Source organism: Gordonia sp. NPDC003429 (genome assembly GCF_053588575.1).
In genome coordinates, this window is sequence record NZ_JBSFQF010000001.1 from 1 (window position 1) to 19,294 (window position 19,294).

The window sequence follows — 19,294 nt, forward strand, 5'->3', positions numbered from 1 at the left end:
GGCAGGTGACCTGCGCTCGCGGGGCCACGATCGCGCTGAGGTCGGCACGGAAGATCGACGTCGAGCAGTCGCTGGTGGCGCACGTGTAGCGCGGCACCGTCAGGTGCAGCCGGGTCGGGTGCCCCACGATCGGCAGATCAGCGACCTCGCGGTCGACATGATCACGCAGCCGGCCCGCCTGCCCGCACGTCGGGCAGGTGTTCTTTGGGTCCAGGAGCTGGCAGAACAGGTGGGTGCGGTCCTCGCCGTCGATGGCGGCATCGGTGATCGTCACACCGAGCTCGATGGTGCGGCAAATCGTGTCGGCAATAGCGCTACGCTGCGTCATGGGTCCTGTTGGTGTGAGCGGTGGTTGTGTAGGAGCTTTCATCCTCACACCACAGGACCCGCCCACATCACGCAGGCTCACACCGCAAATCCGACCTACATCTTGGGGTCAGTAGAACCTGTTTCACGCACCGTCAATCCGGAAGAGCCGGATTGTTGCGCGCCGACCAGTCGTCGGTCCACGTATTGCCGACCCCGCGTGGCGCACCTCGTCGCTCGATTGGCGTCATCGATCGTCTCTTCGCAGCACTTTTGATCTGCTGCGATCACGGACCGCTTTTAGACTGGCCGAAGTCGAATTGAGTAGTTGAGGAGCGCGGATTGACTTGTCAAGTCTCGGCAATCGGTGCGCGATTTCGTCGTATGCCTATCGGGGTGGCCGCGGGTCGGCATTACGGCAGTGTGGTGATGCAGTGCGACGCGGACGACGGCGACACCGTTGCACGAGGCGGGGTGGTCGCGGACCTGTTGCTCGACACGCTGACCAAGCCGCTGTCGGCCGAAGGGTTGGAGGTGACGGTATCGGGCCTGCAGATCGAGTATCTGCTGCCGGTCCCGCTCGGGGTGGTGCTGACCTATGCCGCTTGGCGTACCCAGCGTCTCGGCCTGCAGGTGTCCGCGGCGGTGACGCTCTACAGCGACAGCTGCGTCTATGCACAGGCCACCGGCGACTTCGTCATCACGTTGTCGTAGTGATCACCGATCACGTCGGCGTCTGCGATATTCGGTGGGGTTGGTACCGAACTGTCGACGGAACGCTCGCGTGAGCTGATCAGGGCCGCCGAATCCGAACTCTCGGGCGATCGTCGCGATGGTGACGTCGCTATCGCCTCGCTCGAGCTCACGGGCCACGCCGTGCAGGCGATACTCGCGGATCAGGTTGGCCACCGATGTGCCGGTGCCTTCGAACGCCCGAAATACGCTGCGTGTGCTGACATGCAAGGTTGTCGCAATCCATTCCGGCGAGAGCCTCGGGTTGGTCGACTGTGCCTCGACCACCATCAATACCGCGCGTCGCAGCTCCTGGTCGGCCGTTTCGGATGCGTCGCGCGGGGGCAGGCCGTCGTTGATGATCAGCATCGCGCTCCGAATCGCCGCTCCGTCAACCCAGGCAGCCTGCGTCGCAGGCAGGTCCGCGCAGTGGTGCAGGGCCTCGGTGAGGAATCGAACGCAGGCTTGTGACAGCTCGGACAACGGCCAGCTGTGTCCACTGATGGCGGCGGGGTCAACGCCGCATACATGCAGGTGACGTCGGGGTATGAACACCTCCACGATGTCGAAGTGGCGGTCGGGATGCAGTGGGCGTGAGGTGAAGGGTTCGTCGAACCGGATCGCAGCCGCCTCGCCCGCCCGCACCCGGCAGATGTCGGGGCCCTGGCGCATCTCGAGCCCGCTCCCGGACAGCGGGAAGGTGAGTCGAATCTGCGGTCCGAAGATGTCGTTGAGGTGCTCGGCGCGCCGAGCGGACGATACGGCCGTGCCGACCCAGTGCGAGTAGAGGACCAGGCCCGTGTAGTTGGTCCAGACCGTGGCCTCGAAGTCATCGGACTCACTGGTGAGATCGAAGGGGACCGATGCCGCGCGTAGATCGGCCTCACCGGCGAGACTGACGCCGTTGGCCCATGCGCTGCGTGACCGGAATCGATAGCTGATTACCCGCTGTCCTGAACCCAATTCGATCACCCTCGTGCTGTCGTGGTCCATGGTGTTGCTGGCATGGATGGCCGCTGTAGTGGCGTCCGATGTCGGATACACGATCGCGGACGAAGACTACACTCTGACGATGCCCGTACGCCAGAAGTCCGCGATAACCGAGGCGCAGAGAATGCCACTGATCAGCAGTGAAGGTGTGAATGCCGTGAGTACTCTCGGTGATTCGCCCACGTCTGAAGATTCCTGCGACAGTGATGGTCGCACGAGAAACGAAACCGTCGAGGCGTTGGAAGTCGATTCATCCGATAAAACGGTCTCGGAACGGGAACAATCGCTTCCTGCGGTCGGTGAGTCAGCCGAACCGGAAACGGAGTCGATAGGTGATGCCCGCGACGACGAGATCCCCCTACCCGAAGCCCGACGCCAGGGTTTCTGGACAGCGGGAGGTATAGCGCTGCACGAGGTCGCGGGCCGCTTGCACGGGACCGTGTCACTCGGCGTCGCACAAGCGGCTCCGGATGTCCCTGCCTCGAGCGCGGCCATCTCGGTGTTGATCGACGACTTGCTGGGTGCGGCCGCGTCGGCGGTGGCGATTCCGACGGCCGCGCTGCGTCTCGAGGTCGACTTCATGGCGCCCGTCGCCCGAGGTGAGTCGTTGAGCCTGACCACCTGGATCACGCACTGCGACGAGCGTCGCGTGTACGCCGCCGCTGTGGTGAGCGCGCGGCAGAGGGTCGTCGCGCAGGGCCACGGGGTCTTCTACGGCCACGGAGGCAACGAATGACGGTTACTGCCGAACGGCAGATGGGTGTCCGGGAACCGATCACGACACCCGCCGCGATCGACTACCGAATCCCGAACGGCATTGCGATGGAGCGTATCCACGATCGCCTCTACGGCACGGTGGCGTTCAGTCGGCAACACGAAGGCCGACCGGGATGGACGAACGCCACGGCGGTCGCGGCGCTCCTGACCGAACTGGTACAGGGTGCGGTGCTGCCGCGTCACCTCGACGCCCGTGAAACTCGGCTGGCGATTGACTATTTTGCCCCGGTGCCCGTGCTCGAACGAATTGCGCTGCGCACGTGGATAACACACCGAGCGGGCCGCGAGATCTCTGCGATTGCCACCATGCACATGGGACCGCGGATCTTGGCACATTGTCAGGGATCGTTTTGCATCGACGACGTTGCGGAGCCAGATGTCGTGTCTCGGTGAGATCGAAGAACTGGAATCGTCCCCGCCCGAACCGCCGGTGAATGGTACGACCTCGGAGACCACCTCGGCGGCCTTCCACACTACGCCGACCGGCGTTGCCGCAGGGCGCTACTACGGTACTGCTCACGTGGAATGCGATGTCGCCGAAGCTGAGTCGCCGGCGCGAGATGGCGTCGTCTGCGACTTGCTGCTCGAAACGCTCCGCACACCGTTGTCCGCCGAAGGCCTGACGGCGACCGTGGTGGGCATGCAGGTTGAGTTCCTCCAACCCGTACCGGCCGGGGTGCGGTTGGACTACGTTGCGTGGCAGACGCAGCGCCTTGGTCTGCGCGTCACCTCGGCGACGACACTCTACGGCGGCGACTCGGTCTACGCTCAGGGCACCGCCGAATTCCTCATTGACCAAGCCATCTGAAGCGCGATGCCGCCGATCAGACCTCCCAGCTATGGACGGGCTCGCCCTCGTGCATCAGCGCCACGTAGTCGGACAGCATGCCGCGCAGTGCATCTGGGCGTGACTCGCCGGCCTTCTCGCGCGCCAGTACGGAGCGACGCTGCCACACCGACCCGCTCTGTCGTGTCAGGCACCGGCCCTCGATCACCGACATGTACCGCGCCCGCGCTCTGTCGGAGACGCCGTAGGACCGTAAACCCTTGTCGGCCAACGGCAACAGTCGGCGCAGCGTGAGTTCGTCGGGGCGTACCCAGCCGACGTCGGGCCAGTAGAGCTGACTCTCGAAGCCCGCCCGTGCGCCCGAGTGCAGATTCTCGGCGGCGGCGTTGAACGACATCTGCGACCACAACGGCAGGTCGGATTCGACGAGGCCGCGCACCGCGCCGTAGTAGAAGGCCGCGTTGGCCATCGTGTCGACGACGGTGGGTCCCGCGGGCAACACCCGGTTCTCCACGCGCAAGTGTGCGTGGCCGTCGACGACGTCGTAGACGGGTCGATTCCACCGGTACACCGTGCCGTTGTGCAGCCGCAGTTCGTCCAGGGTGGGGATCTCGCCCGCGTCGAGTTGGGCGAGGGGATCGTCGTCGGTCGACACCGGCAGCAGCGCCGGAAAGTACCGGGTGTTCTCCTCGAAGAGATCGAAGATCGTGTTGATCCACCGTTCGCCGAACCACACCCGGGGCCGCACCCCCTGATTCTTCAACTCCAATGGCCGGGTATCGGTGGCCTGTTCGAACACCGGGATGCGACTTTCGTGCCACAGCGCGGTGCCGGCCAGGAAGGGGGAGTTGCCCGCGATGGCCACCTGTAACCCGGCGATCGCCTGTGCGGCATTCCAGTGTGCCGCGAAGTCTTCGGGCGCCACCCGCAGATGCAATTGCAGCGAGGTACAGGCGGCCTCGGGCAGGATCGAATCGGTTGACGTGTGCAGTCGTTCGGTGCCGTGGTCGTCGCCGAGTGGCACCCCGGTGATGTCGAGCTCGATGTCCTCGCCGCGGGCGGCGAAGATCTGCTGATTGAGCAGGTCGTACCGCGGGTTTGTCGAGATCCATTGGTGCGCAAAGTGTTCGGTCCGCAGTGTGGGGAGCATCCCGATCATCACCAGGTGGTTGTCGGTCTGCGCGGCGCGTTTCTCGGCGCGATTGAGTGATGTGCGCAACGCCTGCTCCAGCGAGATGGTGTCGTCGGTGACGAAAGGCCTTGGGGAGACGTTGATCTCGATGTTGAATTGGCCGAGTTCGGTCTGGTAGTCGGGATCGGCGATGGCATCGAGGACCGTCGCGTTGGCCATGGCCGGGTTCATCGCGGCGTCGATGAGGTTGAGTTCGACCTCCATCCCCAACAACGGTTCGGGGGGTCGGCCGTGATCGGTGAACAGGCCGTCGGCCAGCATCCGCGCGATGGCCTCGGTGCCTCGGGACACCTGCCGCCGGAATCGGACCCGGTCGGCGCCGGTGAACTGCTGCTCTGCCACTTCGGCTCCCATGAATCCATGGTGCATGATGGCGAGCATGCCGGCGCGTAAACCCATCGATCCCGCGGAGGTTCGTGCCGCGGTGCTCGATGTGGCGCCGTGGTTGCGCGACGACTCGTTGCCGGTCCCCCCGCGGCCGGCGCTCGCGGCGGCGGTGCGCCTGACCGCGCGCACGTTGGAGGATCTGGCGCCGGGCAACGCGGTCGAGGTGCGGGTGCCGCCCTTCGTCGCGGTGCAGTGCATCGAAGGCCCGCGGCACACCCGGGGTACGCCACCGAATGTGGTGGAGGCGTCGCCGCGTGACTGGCTGCTGATCGCCACCGGGTTGCGCGAGTTCGACGAGGCCGTCGCACACGGCTCGGTCAGCGCGTCTGGTCAGCGTGCGGGCGAGATCGCCTCGGCGTTGCCCATCGTGCGGGTCGGACCGTTGAATGACCCCCGGTAGGACGACGCACCGGACACGTGTCAGTGTGGGCACTCGTCAGGACGGCCAGTCGGCGATCCGATAGCACAACCACAGGGGGAACGGGCTTGCGATGACGTATCAGCACGGGCAGTCGCGGCAGGACAACCTCCGCCGGGCAAGTCGATCCGACGGCCTGGCGAGGCTGGGCTTGTTCGTCGGTATGTTCTTCGGCCTGGCGGCGGTGATCGCCGCGGGCTTTGTGATCGACGACCCGGCGGCGGTGCCCGCGTGGATCGCGTTGCTGATCCTCGGTTCGATCAGTGCAGGGGGAATCGTCGTGGCGCGCACACAGTTCGCCAAGTCCCGCTACCGGGTCACCGTCGCCTATTCGCCGCTGATTCTGACTGGCGCGTTACTCGGTTTCGCGGTGGTGTTCGGCGGAATCATCGCAGCCTTGCAGGCGAGCGACGCCGCAGCGTCCCGGCCCCTGGGCACGGTGCTGCGTGGAGTGCTGATCTTCGGAGTGCTCGTGATCATCCGTGTGCACGGGGCCAAGGCGACGCTGCTCATGGCGGGCGCGCACGCCATTCGGTTACGCGGGACCACTGCGGTGTGGCCGCAGGTGGCCGGCGTGGTGGTGGTGTCGGGCAGTACACCCGGAACGGTGGAGGTGGGCGTTGCACCCCGGCCCGGTGCGACCCTGCCGTCGATGCCGGTCCGTGCCGGCGAGACCCTGACCGACCTACCGATGCGCGTGGTGATACCCGACTCGCGCCTGGACATGGAGCGGCTTCGCGCCGCCGTTGCCGAATCCGGGCTCGGCATCGTCGTTCACGACCGGCGGGCCCACGCTCCGGCTGTCGCGACCCAGCAGTTCGGGCAGGCACCGCAGTTCGGGCAGGCACCGCAGTACGGGCAGGCACCCCAGCAGTTCGGGCAGGCACCGAAGTTCGGGCAGGCACCGCAGTTCGGGCAGGCACCGCAGCAGCCGCAGTACGGCTGGTCGCCCGCCTACGGTCAGCCGCCCGCGGGGTATCCGCGCCGACCGGATCAAGGGTGGTGAGCGGGCGCCGGCACGCCTGCGGGTGGCACGGGTCACAGCCCGGAATATCCGCGGACGCCGCGCCGCTGCACGAATGGAAATCAGAAGCTACCGGCACGTAAACTCAAGGGCGTTGCCGTAGGCCGCCGATGCGTTGACCCGCCCAGTCTCCAGGGAGCTTGCCGAATGACCGATCTGTCGATCACCAGTCGCAATCTGTTGGCCCCTACCCAGAGCGGCTGCCCGGGAGCGCCGGCGATCGATGAACCCGAGAACGAACCCCGCGAGGAGTGCGGCGTCTTCGGCGTCTGGGCGCCCGGCGAGGACGTCGCGAAACTGAGCTACTACGGTCTCTACGCCCTGCAGCACCGCGGTCAGGAGGCGGCGGGTATCGCCGTCGGCGACGGTTCGCAGGTCCTCGTCTTCAAGGATCTCGGACTCGTCAGCCAGGTGTTCGACGAGCAGACCCTCGGCGCCATGGTGGGCCACGTGGCGATCGGCCACTGCCGTTACTCCACCACCGGATCCACCACTTGGGAGAACTCCCAGCCGATCTTCCGTACCACCGCTGCAGGCACCGGGGTTGCGTTGGGGCACAACGGCAATCTGGTGAACACCGCGGATCTGGCGAGCCGGGCACGCGAACTCGGGGTGCAGAGCACCGCGGCCACCTCCGACTCCGATCTGGTGGGTGCGCTGCTGGCCCACGGAGCCGCCGATTCCACTATCGAACAGGCCGCGATGGAACTGCTGCCCACGTTGCGCGGTGCGTTCTGTCTGACCTTCATGGACGAGCACACCCTGTACGCGGCCCGCGACCCGCACGGGGTGCGCCCGCTGTCGCTGGGTCGCCTCGACCGCGGTTGGGTGGTCGCCTCGGAGACCGCCGCCCTCGACATCGTCGGTGCCTCTTTTGTGCGCGACATCGAGCCCGGCGAGTTGCTGGCCATCGACGCCGACGGTGTGCGCAGCAAGCGTTTCGCCGAGGCCACCCCCCGCGGTTGTGTGTTCGAGTACGTCTATCTGGCCCGGCCCGACAGCGTGATCCATGGGCGGTCGGTGCACTCGACCCGGGTGGAAATCGGGCGGCGGCTGGCGCGCGAACATCCCGCGGAGGGCGATCTGGTGATCCCGGTGCCCGAGTCGGGTACGCCCGCGGCCGTGGGCTTCGCCCAGGAGTCCGGCATTCCCTACGGCCAGGGCCTGATGAAGAACGCGTACGTCGGTCGCACGTTCATCCAGCCGTCGCAGACGATCCGTCAGCTCGGTATCCGCCTCAAGCTCAATCCGCTCAAAGAGGTGATCCGGGGCAAGCGCCTGGTGGTGGTTGACGACTCGATCGTGCGCGGTAACACCCAGCGCGCCCTGATCCGGATGCTGCGCGAGGCCGGTGCCGCCGAGATCCATGTGCGCATCGCGTCGAGCCCGGTGCGCTGGCCGTGTTTCTACGGCATCGACTTCGCCTCACCCGCCGAACTCATCGCCAACGGCATGGATTCCGAGGAACACATGGTGGAGGGTGTGCGCCAAGCGATCGGTGCCGACTCGCTCGGGTACATCAGCATCGACGAGATGGTGGCGGCCACCGAGCAGCCCGCGTCGGCGCTGTGCGCGGCCTGCTTCGACGGCGATTACCCGATCGAGCTCCCCGAGGAGACGTCGATGGGCAAGGCGGTGCTCGAGCAGATGCTGGCCAACACCGCGGTGAGCACGGGAGTGGACCCGCTGACCGTGCCCAACGACAATGTGAGCCCGGTGATGCGGCCCTAGCGTCGCCGGACGTCTCCGGTAGCGTGTGATCCGACCATGGGTCGGGGTCCTGGCCGGACCGCGCCCGCCCAGAATGTGACGAAGGGTGCACCGCCAGATGCCCGAGCAGGATTCGGCTGCCGACGATCGTGACTCCACGCCTGGTGGGGCCTCATACGCGGCCGCGGGAGTCGACATCGACGCCGGTGAACGCGCGGTGGAACTGTTCGCCCCACACGCCAAGCGGGCATCTCGCCCGGAGGTGATGGGCGGGCTCGGCGGATTCTCCGGGCTGTTCGCGCTCAAGGGCAACTATCGTGAACCCCTCCTGGCTGCGGCCAGCGACGGTGTGGGTACGAAACTCGCTGTCGCGCAGGCGATGGGAAAGCATGACACCGTCGGACAGGATCTGGTCGCGATGTGCGTCGACGACCTCGTGGTGTGCGGCGCCGAACCGCTGTTCCTGCAGGACTACATCGCCATCGGCAAGGTGATTCCCGAGGTTGTCGCGGAGATCGTGTCCGGGATCGCCGACGGCTGCGTGGCTGCCGGATGCGCGCTGCTCGGCGGAGAGACGGCCGAGCATCCCGGCCTCATGCAGGCAGATCACTACGATCTGTCCGCGACCGCGGTGGGCGTGGTGGAAGCCGATCGGGTGCTCTCACCGGAGAAGGTCCGTGCCGGTGACGTCGTCGTCGCGATGGGATCGTCGGGTCTGCACTCCAACGGGTATTCGCTGGCGCGCAAGGTGCTCCTCGAGTGGGGTCACATGGACCTGTCCGGCCATGTGGAGGAGTTCGGCCGCACCCTCGGTGAGGAACTGCTCGAGCCGACGCGGATCTACGCGCGGGACTGTCTGGCGCTGGCCGCCGAGGCCGATGTGCGCACCTTCGCCCACGTCACCGGCGGTGGGTTGGCGGAGAACCTGGCCCGGGTGATCCCGGACGGGCTGGTGGCCGAACTCGAACGCAACACGTGGACGCCCGCGCCGATCTTCGCGATGATCGCGCAGCGGGGTCGTGTGCCGCAGGCGGAGATGGAACGCACCTTCAACATGGGTGTCGGCATGGTGGCGGTGGTGGCACCCGAGGACACCGACCGCACACAGGCCGTGCTCACCGCCCGCCACGTTGACAACTGGGTGCTGGGAACCGTCAAACGCTCACCGGAACCCAAGAATCACAGCTTGCCGCGCGTGACTCTCACCGGAGAACATCCGCGCTTCTGAGCGACCGATGGTGGCCATGCTGCCCGGGAGCACCGGGGGGCATGGCCACCATCGAGCAAGAATCAGACTGCTCGTGTGAGTGTCGACACCTGGAATGGTGTGCGAGTCACCGCAGAGACGTGGACGCGCGCGTCAGGCGCGTCGCCACTCCTCGTCATCGGTCCACTCGTCCGCCGGATCCGGGCGGTCAGCCGAATCGTCTACTCCGGACAGCTCGCGCTGGAGGCTGTCGAAGTCGGTATGGGGAGTGGAGTACTTGAGTTGACGAGCAACTTTCGTCTGCTTTGCTTTCGCCCGGCCGCGGCCCATATGGGACCCCCTCGCACAATGACGGGGCGGCCAATCGAGTGGCGGCCCCGTTCTCTAGGTAGTGAATCTGTCGTGGGGACCAGTTTAGCGCGCTCTTCCAAATTCTGTGGATTGCGCTGCTCGCGCCGCGCCGGGAGCGAAGCGAGCGGGCGGAATCGAGTACCGCGCCGGGAGCGAAGCGAGCGGGCGGAATTGAGTACCGCGCCGCGCCGGGAGCGAAGCGAGCGGGCGGAATTGAGTACAGCGCCGGGAGCGAGGTTCACCGCTGAGCGGTGCGTAGCTTCTTGGATGCCTCGCGGCGCACCTTGGGGGCGAGATCGGTGCCGGCGAGAAGCAGTTGCAGCGCGTCGGCGTCGGTCCCGGTGATGAGGTGACGCACCCGGACCCCGTGCTCGGGCCGGTGCATCACCCGGATGGTGTCGCCGGCGCCCACCGTGCCGCTGTGCAGAACCCGCAGATAGGCGCCGACGTCGGCGCGGTCCATGAACCGTTTGATCCACCGGGGTTCCCCGGCCCATGCGGCGAACGTGGTGCACGGGATGCGGGGGATCGTGGTCTCCACCACCAGCCCGTCGTCGCCGATCTCCCAGCGTTCGCCCACCAGGGCGTCGGTCACCGGCAGTCCGCTGACGCGCAGGTTCTCGCCGAACCATCCGTAGGGCAGGTCCCGGCCGAGTTCTTCGGCCCAGCGCCGCGCCTCGGCGTCGTCGTAGGCGTAGACGGCCTGGTCGAGGCCGCCGTGGTGTTTGGTGTCGCAGACGTGATCGGTGCTCAATCCCTCCGGCCCCACCGGCACGCGCCCGTCGTGCGCCCGTTTGTCGATGGCGCTGATGCCGACCCGTCCGCCCAGGTCGACGTCGTGTTCGGTGGCGCAGACGGCGAGTACGCGGCCTGTCTGTGCGCCGGTCATACGGTGCGGCTCGGCTCGTCGGGGTTGCGGAGGCGGTCGATCGCGGCCCGGCCGGCCTGCACCCGGTCGTCGTCTCGTACCGAGTCGGGATCGATGCGCGCGGCGATCGGGTTGGGGCTGCCGACCAGCAGGTCGACGTCGGCGCCGATCCCGCGTTTGACGAGTGCGAGTGCGATGGGGCCGAGGTCGAAATGGTCGACAACGGTGCCGACGCGGCCGACGGTGCGTCCGCCCGCGACGACCGGATCCCCCGGCGTGGGGCGGTCGTCGGCGCTGCCGTCGAGGTGCAGCAGCACCAGCCGACGCGGCGCTTTGCCCAGGTTGTGGACCCGGGCGACGGTCTCCTGGCCGCGATAGCACCCCTTGTCGAGGTGTACGGCACCGAAGACGTCGGGTCCGCCGATCCAATAGACCTCGTGCGGGATGGTGCGTTCGTCGGTGTCGATGCCGAGCCGCGGGCGCAGTGCGGCGACCCGCAGCGCATCGAACGCCCACGTCCCGGCGGGCTGGGCGCCCGCTTCATGCAGTGCATCCCACCAACTCGTCAGCAGGAAGTCGGGGACCACGAGGTCGACCACCGGCAGCGGGTCCCCGCCGTGCGGACCCTGCGGCAGCGGCGGCATCATCCGCCAGAACCCGAGCGGCTCGTCCTCGTGATGGGATTCGGGCAGATCCCCGGCGGTGTACGGCAGCGCGTTCGGGTCGAGTTCGATGAGTTCGGCGATCGGTCCACGCACCACGTCGGGCCCGATCAGGGTGAGCACCGCCATGTCGTGACGCGCGGCCGGCGACACGTCGGACCAGAACACCATCTTGGTGAGGAAGTCGAGGAGCGTCTCACCTCGTTCGCCGTGGGTGTCGATCCAGGTGACCTCGTCGACGTCGGTGAGCACGAAGTGTTCCTCGACGCGGCCGTTCGCGTCGAGTGACAGGCTTTCGGCGCCGGTGCGGTCCGGCAGTTCACTGACGTGCTGACTGCAGATGGTGTGCAGCCAGGAGAGGCGGTCGCGTCCGGGGACCTCGATGACGGCACGGTCGGAGCGGTCGATGATCACGGCGCCCGTGGTGGCCGCGCGTTGTTCGCCGAGCGGATCGCCGTAGTGCCAGGCGACCGTGGTGCGGGCCGCCGTGCGGGTGTCGGGCACCGCGCCCGCGCCGGAATGGCTGGTCAGAATGGGTGATGCGGCCACGGTCCGATTCTACGCACCCGACTCCGATAGCCTCGTCGGCATGTCGGACTCGATTGTGGTGACCCTCGACGGCGACGTCCTCGACCCGGACGCGCCGCTGCTGTTCGCCGACGACCTGGCCGCGGTGCGCGGCGACGGGATCTTCGAGACGCTGCTGGTGCGCGGTGGCCGCGCGCGCTGCGTCGAATACCACCTCGAGCGTCTAACCCGCAGCGCCGCCATGCTCGACCTGCCCGAGCCCGATCCCGACCGGTGGCGTGCGGCGATCGAGATCGCGGCCAAACAATGGACCGCCTCCGCGCCGCACGGCGCCGAGGCCGCGCTCCGGCTGGTGTGTTCGCGCGGCCGGGAGAGCGCGGGAGCCAACGCGGTACCGACCGGCTATCTCACCGTGTCGCCGGTGTCCGACCGGGTTGCGTCCGCCCGCGCCGACGGTGTTTCGGTGGTGACCCTCGACCGTGGGTACTCGATCGACCTCGCGGCCGCCGCGCCGTGGCAGCTCCTGGGTGCCAAGACCCTGAGTTACGCAACCAACATGGCCGCCCTGCGGCATGCCGCCGCCGAGGGATTCGACGACGTCATCTACCTCAGCAGCGAGGGTGCGGTACTCGAGGGGCCACGCTCGACGGTGATCGCCGTCTTCGACAAGACACTGGTGACGCCTCCGACGGAGATCGGCATCCTGCCAGGCACCACGCAGCGGGCCACCTTCGCACTCGCCGAGAAAGAGGGGTGGCAAACCCGGACACGGGTGCTCCGTCCCGCCGACCTGATCGCGGCCGACTCGTTCTGGCTGGTCAGCAGCGTCACCCTGGCGGCTCGGGTCACCGCGCTCAACAGATACGTGACGCCGGTCCCACAACATGCTGACGAATTTGCCGATCTCGTCGACCGGGCGATTTGCGGTGATTCAGAATAGGCTGGTCCGGGGATTTCGTTATGCGAACTTCCCGAACGACGTGAGATGCAGCCCACAGTGGCACCGCCGGTGGCGGGACCAAGGTCGCTTGTCCTAGAGCAACGGCCGCGCGTAGCGTCCCCGGTAGCGGTTACGACGTCACGTAGTACGGCGTGGTGACCTTCCGTACTGGTACGCGGCTCCCAGCCCGGAGTCGCGGCTACGCGATTCGAGGCGCGATGAACGCACTGGATGTCTCCCGGTGGCAGTTCGGTATCACCACCGTCTACCACTTCATATTGGTTCCGCTGACGATCGGGCTCGCCCCGATGATCGCGGTGATGCAGTCGGTGTGGCATGTCACCGGCAACGAGCAGTGGCTGCGGGCCACCAAGTTCTTCGGGAAGCTGTTCCTCATCAACTTCGCGCTCGGTGTCGCCACCGGCATCGTGCAGGAGTTCCAGTTCGGCATGAACTGGAGCGAATACAGCCGTTTCGTCGCCGACGTGTTCGGCGCTCCGCTTGCCCTCGAGGGTCTCATCGCATTCTTCCTCGAATCGACCTTCATCGGGCTGTGGATCTTCGGTTGGGACCGCCTGCCACGACGCGTGCACCTGGCCACCATCTGGCTGGCTGCGATCGGCGTGAACGCGTCGGCGTATTTCATCATCGCGGCGAACTCGTTCATGCAGCATCCGGTCGGTGTCGCCTGGGACGACACCCGCAACCGCCCGGCGATGAACAACTTCTGGGCCGTGATCACCAACAACACCACCCTGGCCGCCTTCCCACACGTCGTGGCGGGTGCCTTCCTCACCGCGGGCACGTTTGTCGCCGCGATCGGATGCTGGTGGATGGCACGCAACATGTATCGCGCCAAGAAGCTGCGGGAGGCCATCGAGACCGGTGACGCCTCGGGCATGCCCAAGACCAGCTCGCCGAGTCACATCGACGCCACGCCCGAAGATCTCGAACGCGACGCCCGCCAGTTGTGGCGCCCGGTGACCCGGTTCGCACTCTGGGTGACCATCGTCGCGGGTATCGCGGTGATCATCACCGGCGACCTGCAGGCCCAGATCATGTTCAAGCAGCAGCCGATGAAGATGGCCGCCGCGGAATCGCTGTGCAACACCGCGGACAATCCGGGCTTCTCGATATTGTCGGTCGGCCGGCAGAACAACTGCGAGAACATCGATCACGTGGTCGAGGTTCCCGGCATGCTGTCGTTCCTGGCCACCCACCGCTTCGGTGAGACGCTGCAAGGCGTCAACCAACTGCAACAGCAGTACCAGGAAGCGCTGAACATGCCGAACCAGAACTTCGCGCCCAACCTGTTCGTGACCTACTGGGGCTTCCGCGCCATGATCACCTGGGCGCTGGGTTCGGTGATCGTCGCCCTCGGCGGGCTGTGGCTGACCCGGAAGAAGAAGGTGGTGGAATCGAGGCGCTTCGGCACCTTCGCGCTGTGGATGATCCCGACGCCGTTCCTGGCGAACTCGTCGGGCTGGATCTTCACCGAGATGGGCCGCCAGCCGTGGGTGGTGGCACCCAACTGGCAGGACAACCTCGATCCGCTCCGGATTCACATGCTGGTGCAGGACGGCGTCTCCAATCACACCGCCCCGGTGGTGTGGGTGACCCTGATCGGCTTCACCGTGCTCTACGGCGCACTCGGCGTCGTCTGGTTCCTGCTGCAGCGCCGCTACGTGATCGAGGGGCCGAGCGCCTACGACGCAACACCCCCATCGGAGCCGACGGATTCCGATGAGCCCAAGCAACTTTCGTTCGCTTACTGAGGAGTGGACCGATGGGACTTCAAGAATTCTGGTTTCTGATCATCGCGGTTCTCTTCGTCGGGTACTTCGTGCTCGAGGGATTCGACTTCGGGGTGGGCATGCTGATGCCGTTCCTCGGGTCGAGCCACACCGGCGGCGACGAGAAGGTGGGCAAGCACGAGGACGCCGCCGACCCCGACAAGCGACGTCGCGTGCTGCTCAACACGATCGGCCCGGTGTGGGACGGCAACGAGGTGTGGCTGCTCACCGCCGGCGGTGCGTTGTTCGCCGCGTTCGGCGGGTGGTACGCCACGATGTTCACCGCGTTCTACCTGCCGCTGTTCCTGATCCTGGTCGGACTGATCACCCGTGTCGTGTCGATCGAGTGGCGCGGCAAGATCAACGACCCGAAATGGCGCACCTGGTGTGACATCGGCATCGGACTGGGGTCGTGGATTCCCGCGATCCTGTGGGGTGTGGCGTTCGCCAACGTGATCCGCGGCATCCCCATCGACGCCAATGCGCAGTACACGGGCGGCTTCTTCAACCTGCTGAACCCCTACGCGCTACTCGGCGGGCTGACCACGCTGCTGGTCTTCCTCACCCATGGTGCGGTGTTCCTCGCGCTCAAGACCGGTGGGGTGCTGCAGCAGGACGCGATGGTCTACGCCAAGCGTCTGGCGATTCCGACCCTGGTGGTGGCCGCGGCGTTCCTGCTGTGGACGCAATTCGCCTACGGCAACGGATGGACCTGGATTCCGGTGCTGATCGCCGCAGTGGCCGCCGTGGGAATGGCGGCCGCCACCCAGGTGGGCCGCGAGGGTATCGCGTTCCTGTGCACGTCGATCGCCATCGCCGGCACCGTCGCGACGCTGTTCGCGGTGCTGTACCCGAACGTGCTGCCGTCGAGCACCAACCCCGCCTACAACCTCACCATCGACAACACGTCGTCGAGCCACTACACGCTCACGGTGATGACCTGGGCCGCGGTGCTCGTCACGCCGGTGGTGATCTGCTATCAGGCGTGGAGCTACTGGGTGTTCCGCAAGCGCATCAGCGTCGATGACATCCCCGCCCCGAGCGGCCTGTCGTCGCTGAAGGTCGACGCGGAGTGACGGACACGGCGCCGACCGACCGGGCCGACCGGGCGGTCGGCGCCGTCGCGTCCGGATCAGGTCCGGGCGACGCCCCGGCCCGGCGCCGTGGGCGACCACCGCTGGACCCGCGGCTGCTGCGTTATTCGCCGACCACCCGCATCTACGTGGTGGTCACGGCGCTGCTCGCCGCGGTCACGGTCGGCGCGGTGATCGTCGCCGCCGCGATGACCGCGTCGATCCTCTCCGAATTGATCACCGACCCGTCCCGGCGCTCCGTCGCGGCGCAGGCCACCCACCTGTGGGTGCTCGGCGCGGCGCTGCTGGTGCGGGTGGCCACGAGCTTCGCGCACGACCGCTACGCGCATCGTGCGTCGGCGGCGACGATCGCCGAACTGCGGGCACGGGCGCTGGCGGTGCTCACCGACCCGGAACGTATACCGCCCCGAGACCTGTTGCGGCGCCGCGAACATGCCACCACGGTGCTGTTGCGCGGCCTCGACGCGCTGCGGCCCTACCTGTCCGGGTATGTGCCCGCGCTCATCGTCACGGTGCTGGTGACGCCGACGGTGGTGCTGGTCATCGGACTGACCGACTGGCCGTCGGCGGTGATCATCCTGGTGACCCTGCCGCTGATCCCGCTGTTCATGATCCTGATCGGGCTGATGACCCGCGACCGCACCACCCGCAAGCTGGAAACGATGAGCAGGCTCACCGCGCAGCTGCTCGACCTCGTCACCGGCCTGCCCACGCTGCGCGCACTCAACCGCGCCAAGGCGCCCGCCGCGCGGGTGGCCGAACTCGGTGCCGCCCACAAACGCAGCACCATGTCGGCGCTGCGGGTGGCGTTCCTGTCCGGTGGGGTGCTCGAGCTGCTCTCGACGCTGTGCGTGGCGCTCGTCGCGGTGGGCATCGGTCTGCGTCTGGTGTACGGCGAGATGAGTTTGTACGCAGGCGTTCTCGCGCTCATCCTGGCCCCCGAGGCCTACCTGCCGTTACGGCAGGTAGGCGTGCAGTTCCACAACTCCAGCGACGGGGTGACCGCCTCGGAGCAGGTGCTCGATCTCATCGAGTCCGGTGACGCACCGGTCGCATCCACCGCGGGCCGCACCCGCACCTGTTCGGTGGCCGGTGAGCCGATCAGCCTCCTCGACGTCGGAGTGCACGGACGCGACGGCTGGGCGCCCTATGCGCTCACCGCGACGGTGCGGCCCGGCGAACTGACCGTCTTCACCGGACCCAACGGCTCGGGCAAGTCGACCACGCTGGCCGCGATCCTCGGCCTGCTCACCCCCGACGACGGATCGGTGCTCGTGGGTTCGATCCCGGTGACCGAACTCGAACCCACCGCCTACTTCGAGCAGGTGGCATGGCTGCCGCAGCAGCCGGTGGTGGTGCCCGGCACCGTGGCCGACAATCTGTCGCTGTTCGGAGTGCTCGGCGAGGACGCACTGCGACGTGCCGCTGCCGCAACGGGTTTCGACGACGTGCTGGCCACGCTGCCGGATGGGCGCGAGACCGTGCTGGGGGCGGGCGGGGTGGGACTCTCGGCCGGGCAGCGTCAGCGATTGGCGCTCACCCGGGTGCTGGCCTCACCGGCACCGCTGCTGCTACTCGACGAGCCCACCGCCCACCTCGACGCGGGGTCGGAGACGGCGCTGCTGGCCGCTCTCGCTGACCGTGCCCGGGCGGGTGACACCGTGATCGTGGTGGCCCACCGCGACATCGCCCGCGACTTCGCCGACGCGGTGATCGAGTTCCCGGAGGTGATCGGTGTCGGCTGAACCGAAGGCCCCCAAGTCCCCGGAGGACCCGCTGCTGCGCGCGCTGCGCTTCCTCGGTCTGCGCGGATGGCCGGTGGCCAAGTCGCTGTTGCTCGGTGTGGCGGGCGCATTGTCGGCGCTCGGGCTGGCCGCATTGTCGGCGTGGCTGATCACCCGGGCCTGGCAGATGCCGCCGGTGCTCTTCCTGTCGGTGGCCATCACCGCGGTGCGCGCGCTGGGTATCTCCCGCGGGTTGTTCCGCTACCTGGAACGACTCGCCACGCACGACCTCGCGCTCGGTGCGATGGCCACCGCGCGCGAAAAGCTCTATCTCGCACTGGCATCCGGTTCGCCTGCATATTCGGTGACGCTGCGTCGAGGCGATCTGCTCACCCGCACCGGCGACGACATCGACGAGATCGGCAACGCGCTGATCCGCGGACTGATCCCCATCGGGGTGGGACTGACCACCTCGGCGGCCGCCGTCGCGATCATGGCGCTCGTCTCCGGCTGGGCGGCGATCGTGCTGGCCGTCGCATTGATCGTCAGTGGTGTCATCGCACCCTGGCTGGCCGCCCGCGGATCGGCCCGCGCTATCGCCGACGGCGCGCAGGCGTCGGCACGCTCGGCCGAGGCCACGTCGGCGGCGCTGTGGCACGCTTCCGAACTCGTCGTGGCGCGTCGACGCACGTCGGTCCTCGATGAGGCGCGCCGGGCCGACCGTGACGCCATCGCCGCCGCCGACCGTGGCGTGCGCACCGAATCGCTGGCCGCCGCCGCGACCCCGCTCTCATTGGGCGCCTCGCTGATCGCCGCCTGCCTCATCGGAATCCATCTGGCGTCGGCGGTACCCGGGTCGCTGGCATCGGTGGCCAGCGGTGAGGGACTCACCCCGATGATCCTCGGCGTGCTGATCCTGCTGCCGCTGTCGGCGTTCGAATCGACCGCACCGCTCACCGAGGCGGGCATCCAACTCGAACGCAGCAGGCAGAGTGCCGCCCGGGTGATGGCGCTGGTCGACGGCGCGCACGATGGGGCCGACGAGCCGGGGACGGACACCACGATCGACGTACCCGTGCACGACGGCCCGGTGCAGATGCGGCTCGACGCACTGCGCTGGGGCTGGCCCGCCGACGGCACTGTGGTCCCACCGGTGCTCGGTCCCGAGGGCGGGGTGTCGGCCATCCTCGAACCGGGCGCCCGGATCGGGGTGATCGGGCCGAGCGGCATCGGGAAGTCGACACTGCTGCTCACCCTCGCCGGACTGCTGGCGCCCCGCGCCGGCGCGATCGAGTGCGTCGACACCGACGCGGCGCCGGTCGAAATGCGTTCGGCAGCATGCTATTTCGCCGAGGAAGCCCACATCTTCTCCACCTCGGTGGGGGAGAACCTGCGGGTGGCCCGCGGCGACGTCACCGACGCGGAGATGCGCGCTGCACTCGCCGACGTGGGTCTCGCGGAGTGGCTCGACGCGCTGCCCGACGGCCTCGACACGGTGCTGACCGGCGGTGCGGAGGCCATCAGCGGTGGGCAGCGTCGCCGGTTGCTCCTTGCGCGAGCGTTGCTGCACCGCGCGCCGGTGGTGCTGCTCGACGAACCCACCGAACATCTCGACGTCGCCGACGCGGAAGCCCTGATGCGACGCATGCTGGCCACCGACGGCGGCATGTTCGGCCGCGACCGCATCGTGGTGGTGGTGACTCACCAACTGCCGCCGGAGCTTCGCCGGAGTCCTCGAGGTGTCACCGTCATCGACCTCGAACCCGCCCCCGCCGCCGGTTGAGCGTCCCCGCTCGCTGGTTGT

At 67.6% G+C, this 19,294-nt stretch carries 19 protein-coding genes; 13 read left to right on the plus strand and 6 right to left on the minus strand.

Annotated elements, in window-relative coordinates:
* Window positions 1-328 (minus strand): transposase family protein (locus tag ACWDSI_RS00005; protein WP_449755253.1); only part of this gene is annotated, 328 nt, incomplete at its 3' end.
* 362 nt (window positions 329-690) lie between these two features.
* Between ACWDSI_RS00005 and ACWDSI_RS00010 the strand changes: the two genes are divergently transcribed.
* Complete coding sequence (locus tag ACWDSI_RS00010) at window positions 691-1,020, plus strand: hypothetical protein (protein WP_449755254.1); 330 nt, start codon at window positions 691-693, stop codon at window positions 1,018-1,020.
* A gap of 3 nt (window positions 1,021-1,023) precedes the next feature.
* On the opposite strand, the gene ACWDSI_RS00015 is transcribed toward ACWDSI_RS00010, so the two are convergent.
* Window positions 1,024-2,001 carry a helix-turn-helix domain-containing protein gene (locus ACWDSI_RS00015; protein ID WP_449755255.1) on the minus strand — a complete coding sequence of 326 codons (978 nt, stop codon included), beginning with the start codon at window positions 1,999-2,001 and terminating at the stop codon, window positions 1,024-1,026.
* A 13-nt stretch (window positions 2,002-2,014) separates the two neighbouring features.
* Here ACWDSI_RS00015 and ACWDSI_RS00020 point away from each other — a divergent pair, with 13 nt between their 5' ends.
* Genes ACWDSI_RS00020 through ACWDSI_RS00030 form a run of 3 tightly spaced genes read left to right on the plus strand, consistent with a single transcriptional unit; the run spans window position 2,015 to window position 3,613 of the window.
* Complete coding sequence (locus ACWDSI_RS00020) at window positions 2,015-2,764, plus strand: PaaI family thioesterase (protein WP_449755256.1); 750 nt, start codon at window positions 2,015-2,017, stop codon at window positions 2,762-2,764.
* Window positions 2,761-3,198, plus strand: a complete 438-nt coding sequence (locus ACWDSI_RS00025; protein WP_449755257.1) for a hypothetical protein — start codon at window positions 2,761-2,763, stop codon at window positions 3,196-3,198. The genes ACWDSI_RS00020 and ACWDSI_RS00025 overlap by 4 nt, the downstream gene beginning before the upstream one ends.
* Window positions 3,182-3,613, plus strand: a complete 432-nt coding sequence (locus tag ACWDSI_RS00030) for a hypothetical protein (protein WP_449755258.1) — start codon at window positions 3,182-3,184, stop codon at window positions 3,611-3,613. Before ACWDSI_RS00025 ends, ACWDSI_RS00030 begins: the two co-directional genes overlap by 17 nt.
* Before the next feature lie 16 nt (window positions 3,614-3,629).
* Here ACWDSI_RS00030 and ACWDSI_RS00035 read toward each other — a convergent pair whose 3' ends face one another.
* Entirely contained in the window at window positions 3,630-5,138 is a 1,509-nt protein-coding gene (locus tag ACWDSI_RS00035; RefSeq protein WP_449745797.1) for a glutamate--cysteine ligase, read from the minus strand.
* 25 nt (window positions 5,139-5,163) lie between these two features.
* Between ACWDSI_RS00035 and ACWDSI_RS00040 the strand changes: the two genes are divergently transcribed.
* The 4 genes from ACWDSI_RS00040 (at window position 5,164) to purM (ending at window position 9,551) form a co-directional block, all read left to right on the plus strand.
* Window positions 5,164-5,571, plus strand: a complete 408-nt coding sequence (locus ACWDSI_RS00040) for a sterol carrier family protein (protein ID WP_449745938.1) — start codon at window positions 5,164-5,166, stop codon at window positions 5,569-5,571.
* A 91-nt stretch (window positions 5,572-5,662) separates the two neighbouring features.
* On the plus strand, window positions 5,663-6,595 hold the full coding sequence (locus tag ACWDSI_RS00045) for a hypothetical protein (RefSeq protein ID WP_449755259.1): 933 nt from the start codon (window positions 5,663-5,665) through the stop codon (window positions 6,593-6,595).
* Between the two features lie 165 nt (window positions 6,596-6,760).
* Window positions 6,761-8,344, plus strand: coding sequence for an amidophosphoribosyltransferase (gene purF, locus ACWDSI_RS00050; RefSeq protein ID WP_449755260.1), 1,584 nt, complete (start codon window positions 6,761-6,763; stop codon window positions 8,342-8,344).
* Between the two features lie 97 nt (window positions 8,345-8,441).
* On the plus strand, window positions 8,442-9,551 hold the full coding sequence (purM, locus tag ACWDSI_RS00055; protein WP_449755261.1) for a phosphoribosylformylglycinamidine cyclo-ligase: 1,110 nt from the start codon (window positions 8,442-8,444) through the stop codon (window positions 9,549-9,551).
* 132 nt (window positions 9,552-9,683) lie between these two features.
* Here purM and ACWDSI_RS00060 read toward each other — a convergent pair whose 3' ends face one another.
* The 3 genes from ACWDSI_RS00060 to ygfZ form a co-directional block, all read right to left on the minus strand.
* Window positions 9,684-9,860 (minus strand): DUF3073 domain-containing protein, encoded by a 177-nt coding sequence (locus ACWDSI_RS00060; RefSeq protein ID WP_449745793.1) that lies wholly within the window; start codon window positions 9,858-9,860, stop codon window positions 9,684-9,686.
* 259 nt (window positions 9,861-10,119) lie between these two features.
* Complete coding sequence (locus ACWDSI_RS00065; RefSeq protein WP_449755262.1) at window positions 10,120-10,770, minus strand: MOSC domain-containing protein; 651 nt, start codon at window positions 10,768-10,770, stop codon at window positions 10,120-10,122.
* Window positions 10,767-11,960 (minus strand): CAF17-like 4Fe-4S cluster assembly/insertion protein YgfZ, encoded by a 1,194-nt coding sequence (ygfZ, locus tag ACWDSI_RS00070; RefSeq protein ID WP_449755263.1) that lies wholly within the window; start codon window positions 11,958-11,960, stop codon window positions 10,767-10,769. Before ygfZ ends, ACWDSI_RS00065 begins: the two co-directional genes overlap by 4 nt.
* Window positions 11,961-12,000: 40 nt before the next feature.
* Here ygfZ and ACWDSI_RS00075 point away from each other — a divergent pair, with 40 nt between their 5' ends.
* From ACWDSI_RS00075 to cydC, 5 genes are all read left to right on the plus strand, one after another.
* Window positions 12,001-12,879 carry an aminodeoxychorismate lyase gene (locus tag ACWDSI_RS00075; protein WP_449755264.1) on the plus strand — a complete coding sequence of 293 codons (879 nt, stop codon included), beginning with the start codon at window positions 12,001-12,003 and terminating at the stop codon, window positions 12,877-12,879.
* 218 nt (window positions 12,880-13,097) lie between these two features.
* Window positions 13,098-14,654 (plus strand): cytochrome ubiquinol oxidase subunit I, encoded by a 1,557-nt coding sequence (locus tag ACWDSI_RS00080; RefSeq protein WP_449745789.1) that lies wholly within the window; start codon window positions 13,098-13,100, stop codon window positions 14,652-14,654.
* An 11-nt stretch (window positions 14,655-14,665) separates the two neighbouring features.
* Window positions 14,666-15,748, plus strand: coding sequence for a cytochrome d ubiquinol oxidase subunit II (cydB, locus tag ACWDSI_RS00085; protein WP_449745788.1), 1,083 nt, complete (start codon window positions 14,666-14,668; stop codon window positions 15,746-15,748).
* Between the two features lie 101 nt (window positions 15,749-15,849).
* Window positions 15,850-17,511: a thiol reductant ABC exporter subunit CydD gene (gene cydD / locus ACWDSI_RS00090; protein WP_449755682.1), complete on the plus strand. Its 1,662-nt coding sequence runs from the start codon at window positions 15,850-15,852 to the stop codon at window positions 17,509-17,511.
* 31 nt (window positions 17,512-17,542) lie between these two features.
* Window positions 17,543-19,273 carry a thiol reductant ABC exporter subunit CydC gene (gene cydC / locus ACWDSI_RS00095; protein ID WP_449755683.1) on the plus strand — a complete coding sequence of 577 codons (1,731 nt, stop codon included), beginning with the start codon at window positions 17,543-17,545 and terminating at the stop codon, window positions 19,271-19,273.
* Window positions 19,274-19,294 lie beyond the last annotated feature (21 nt).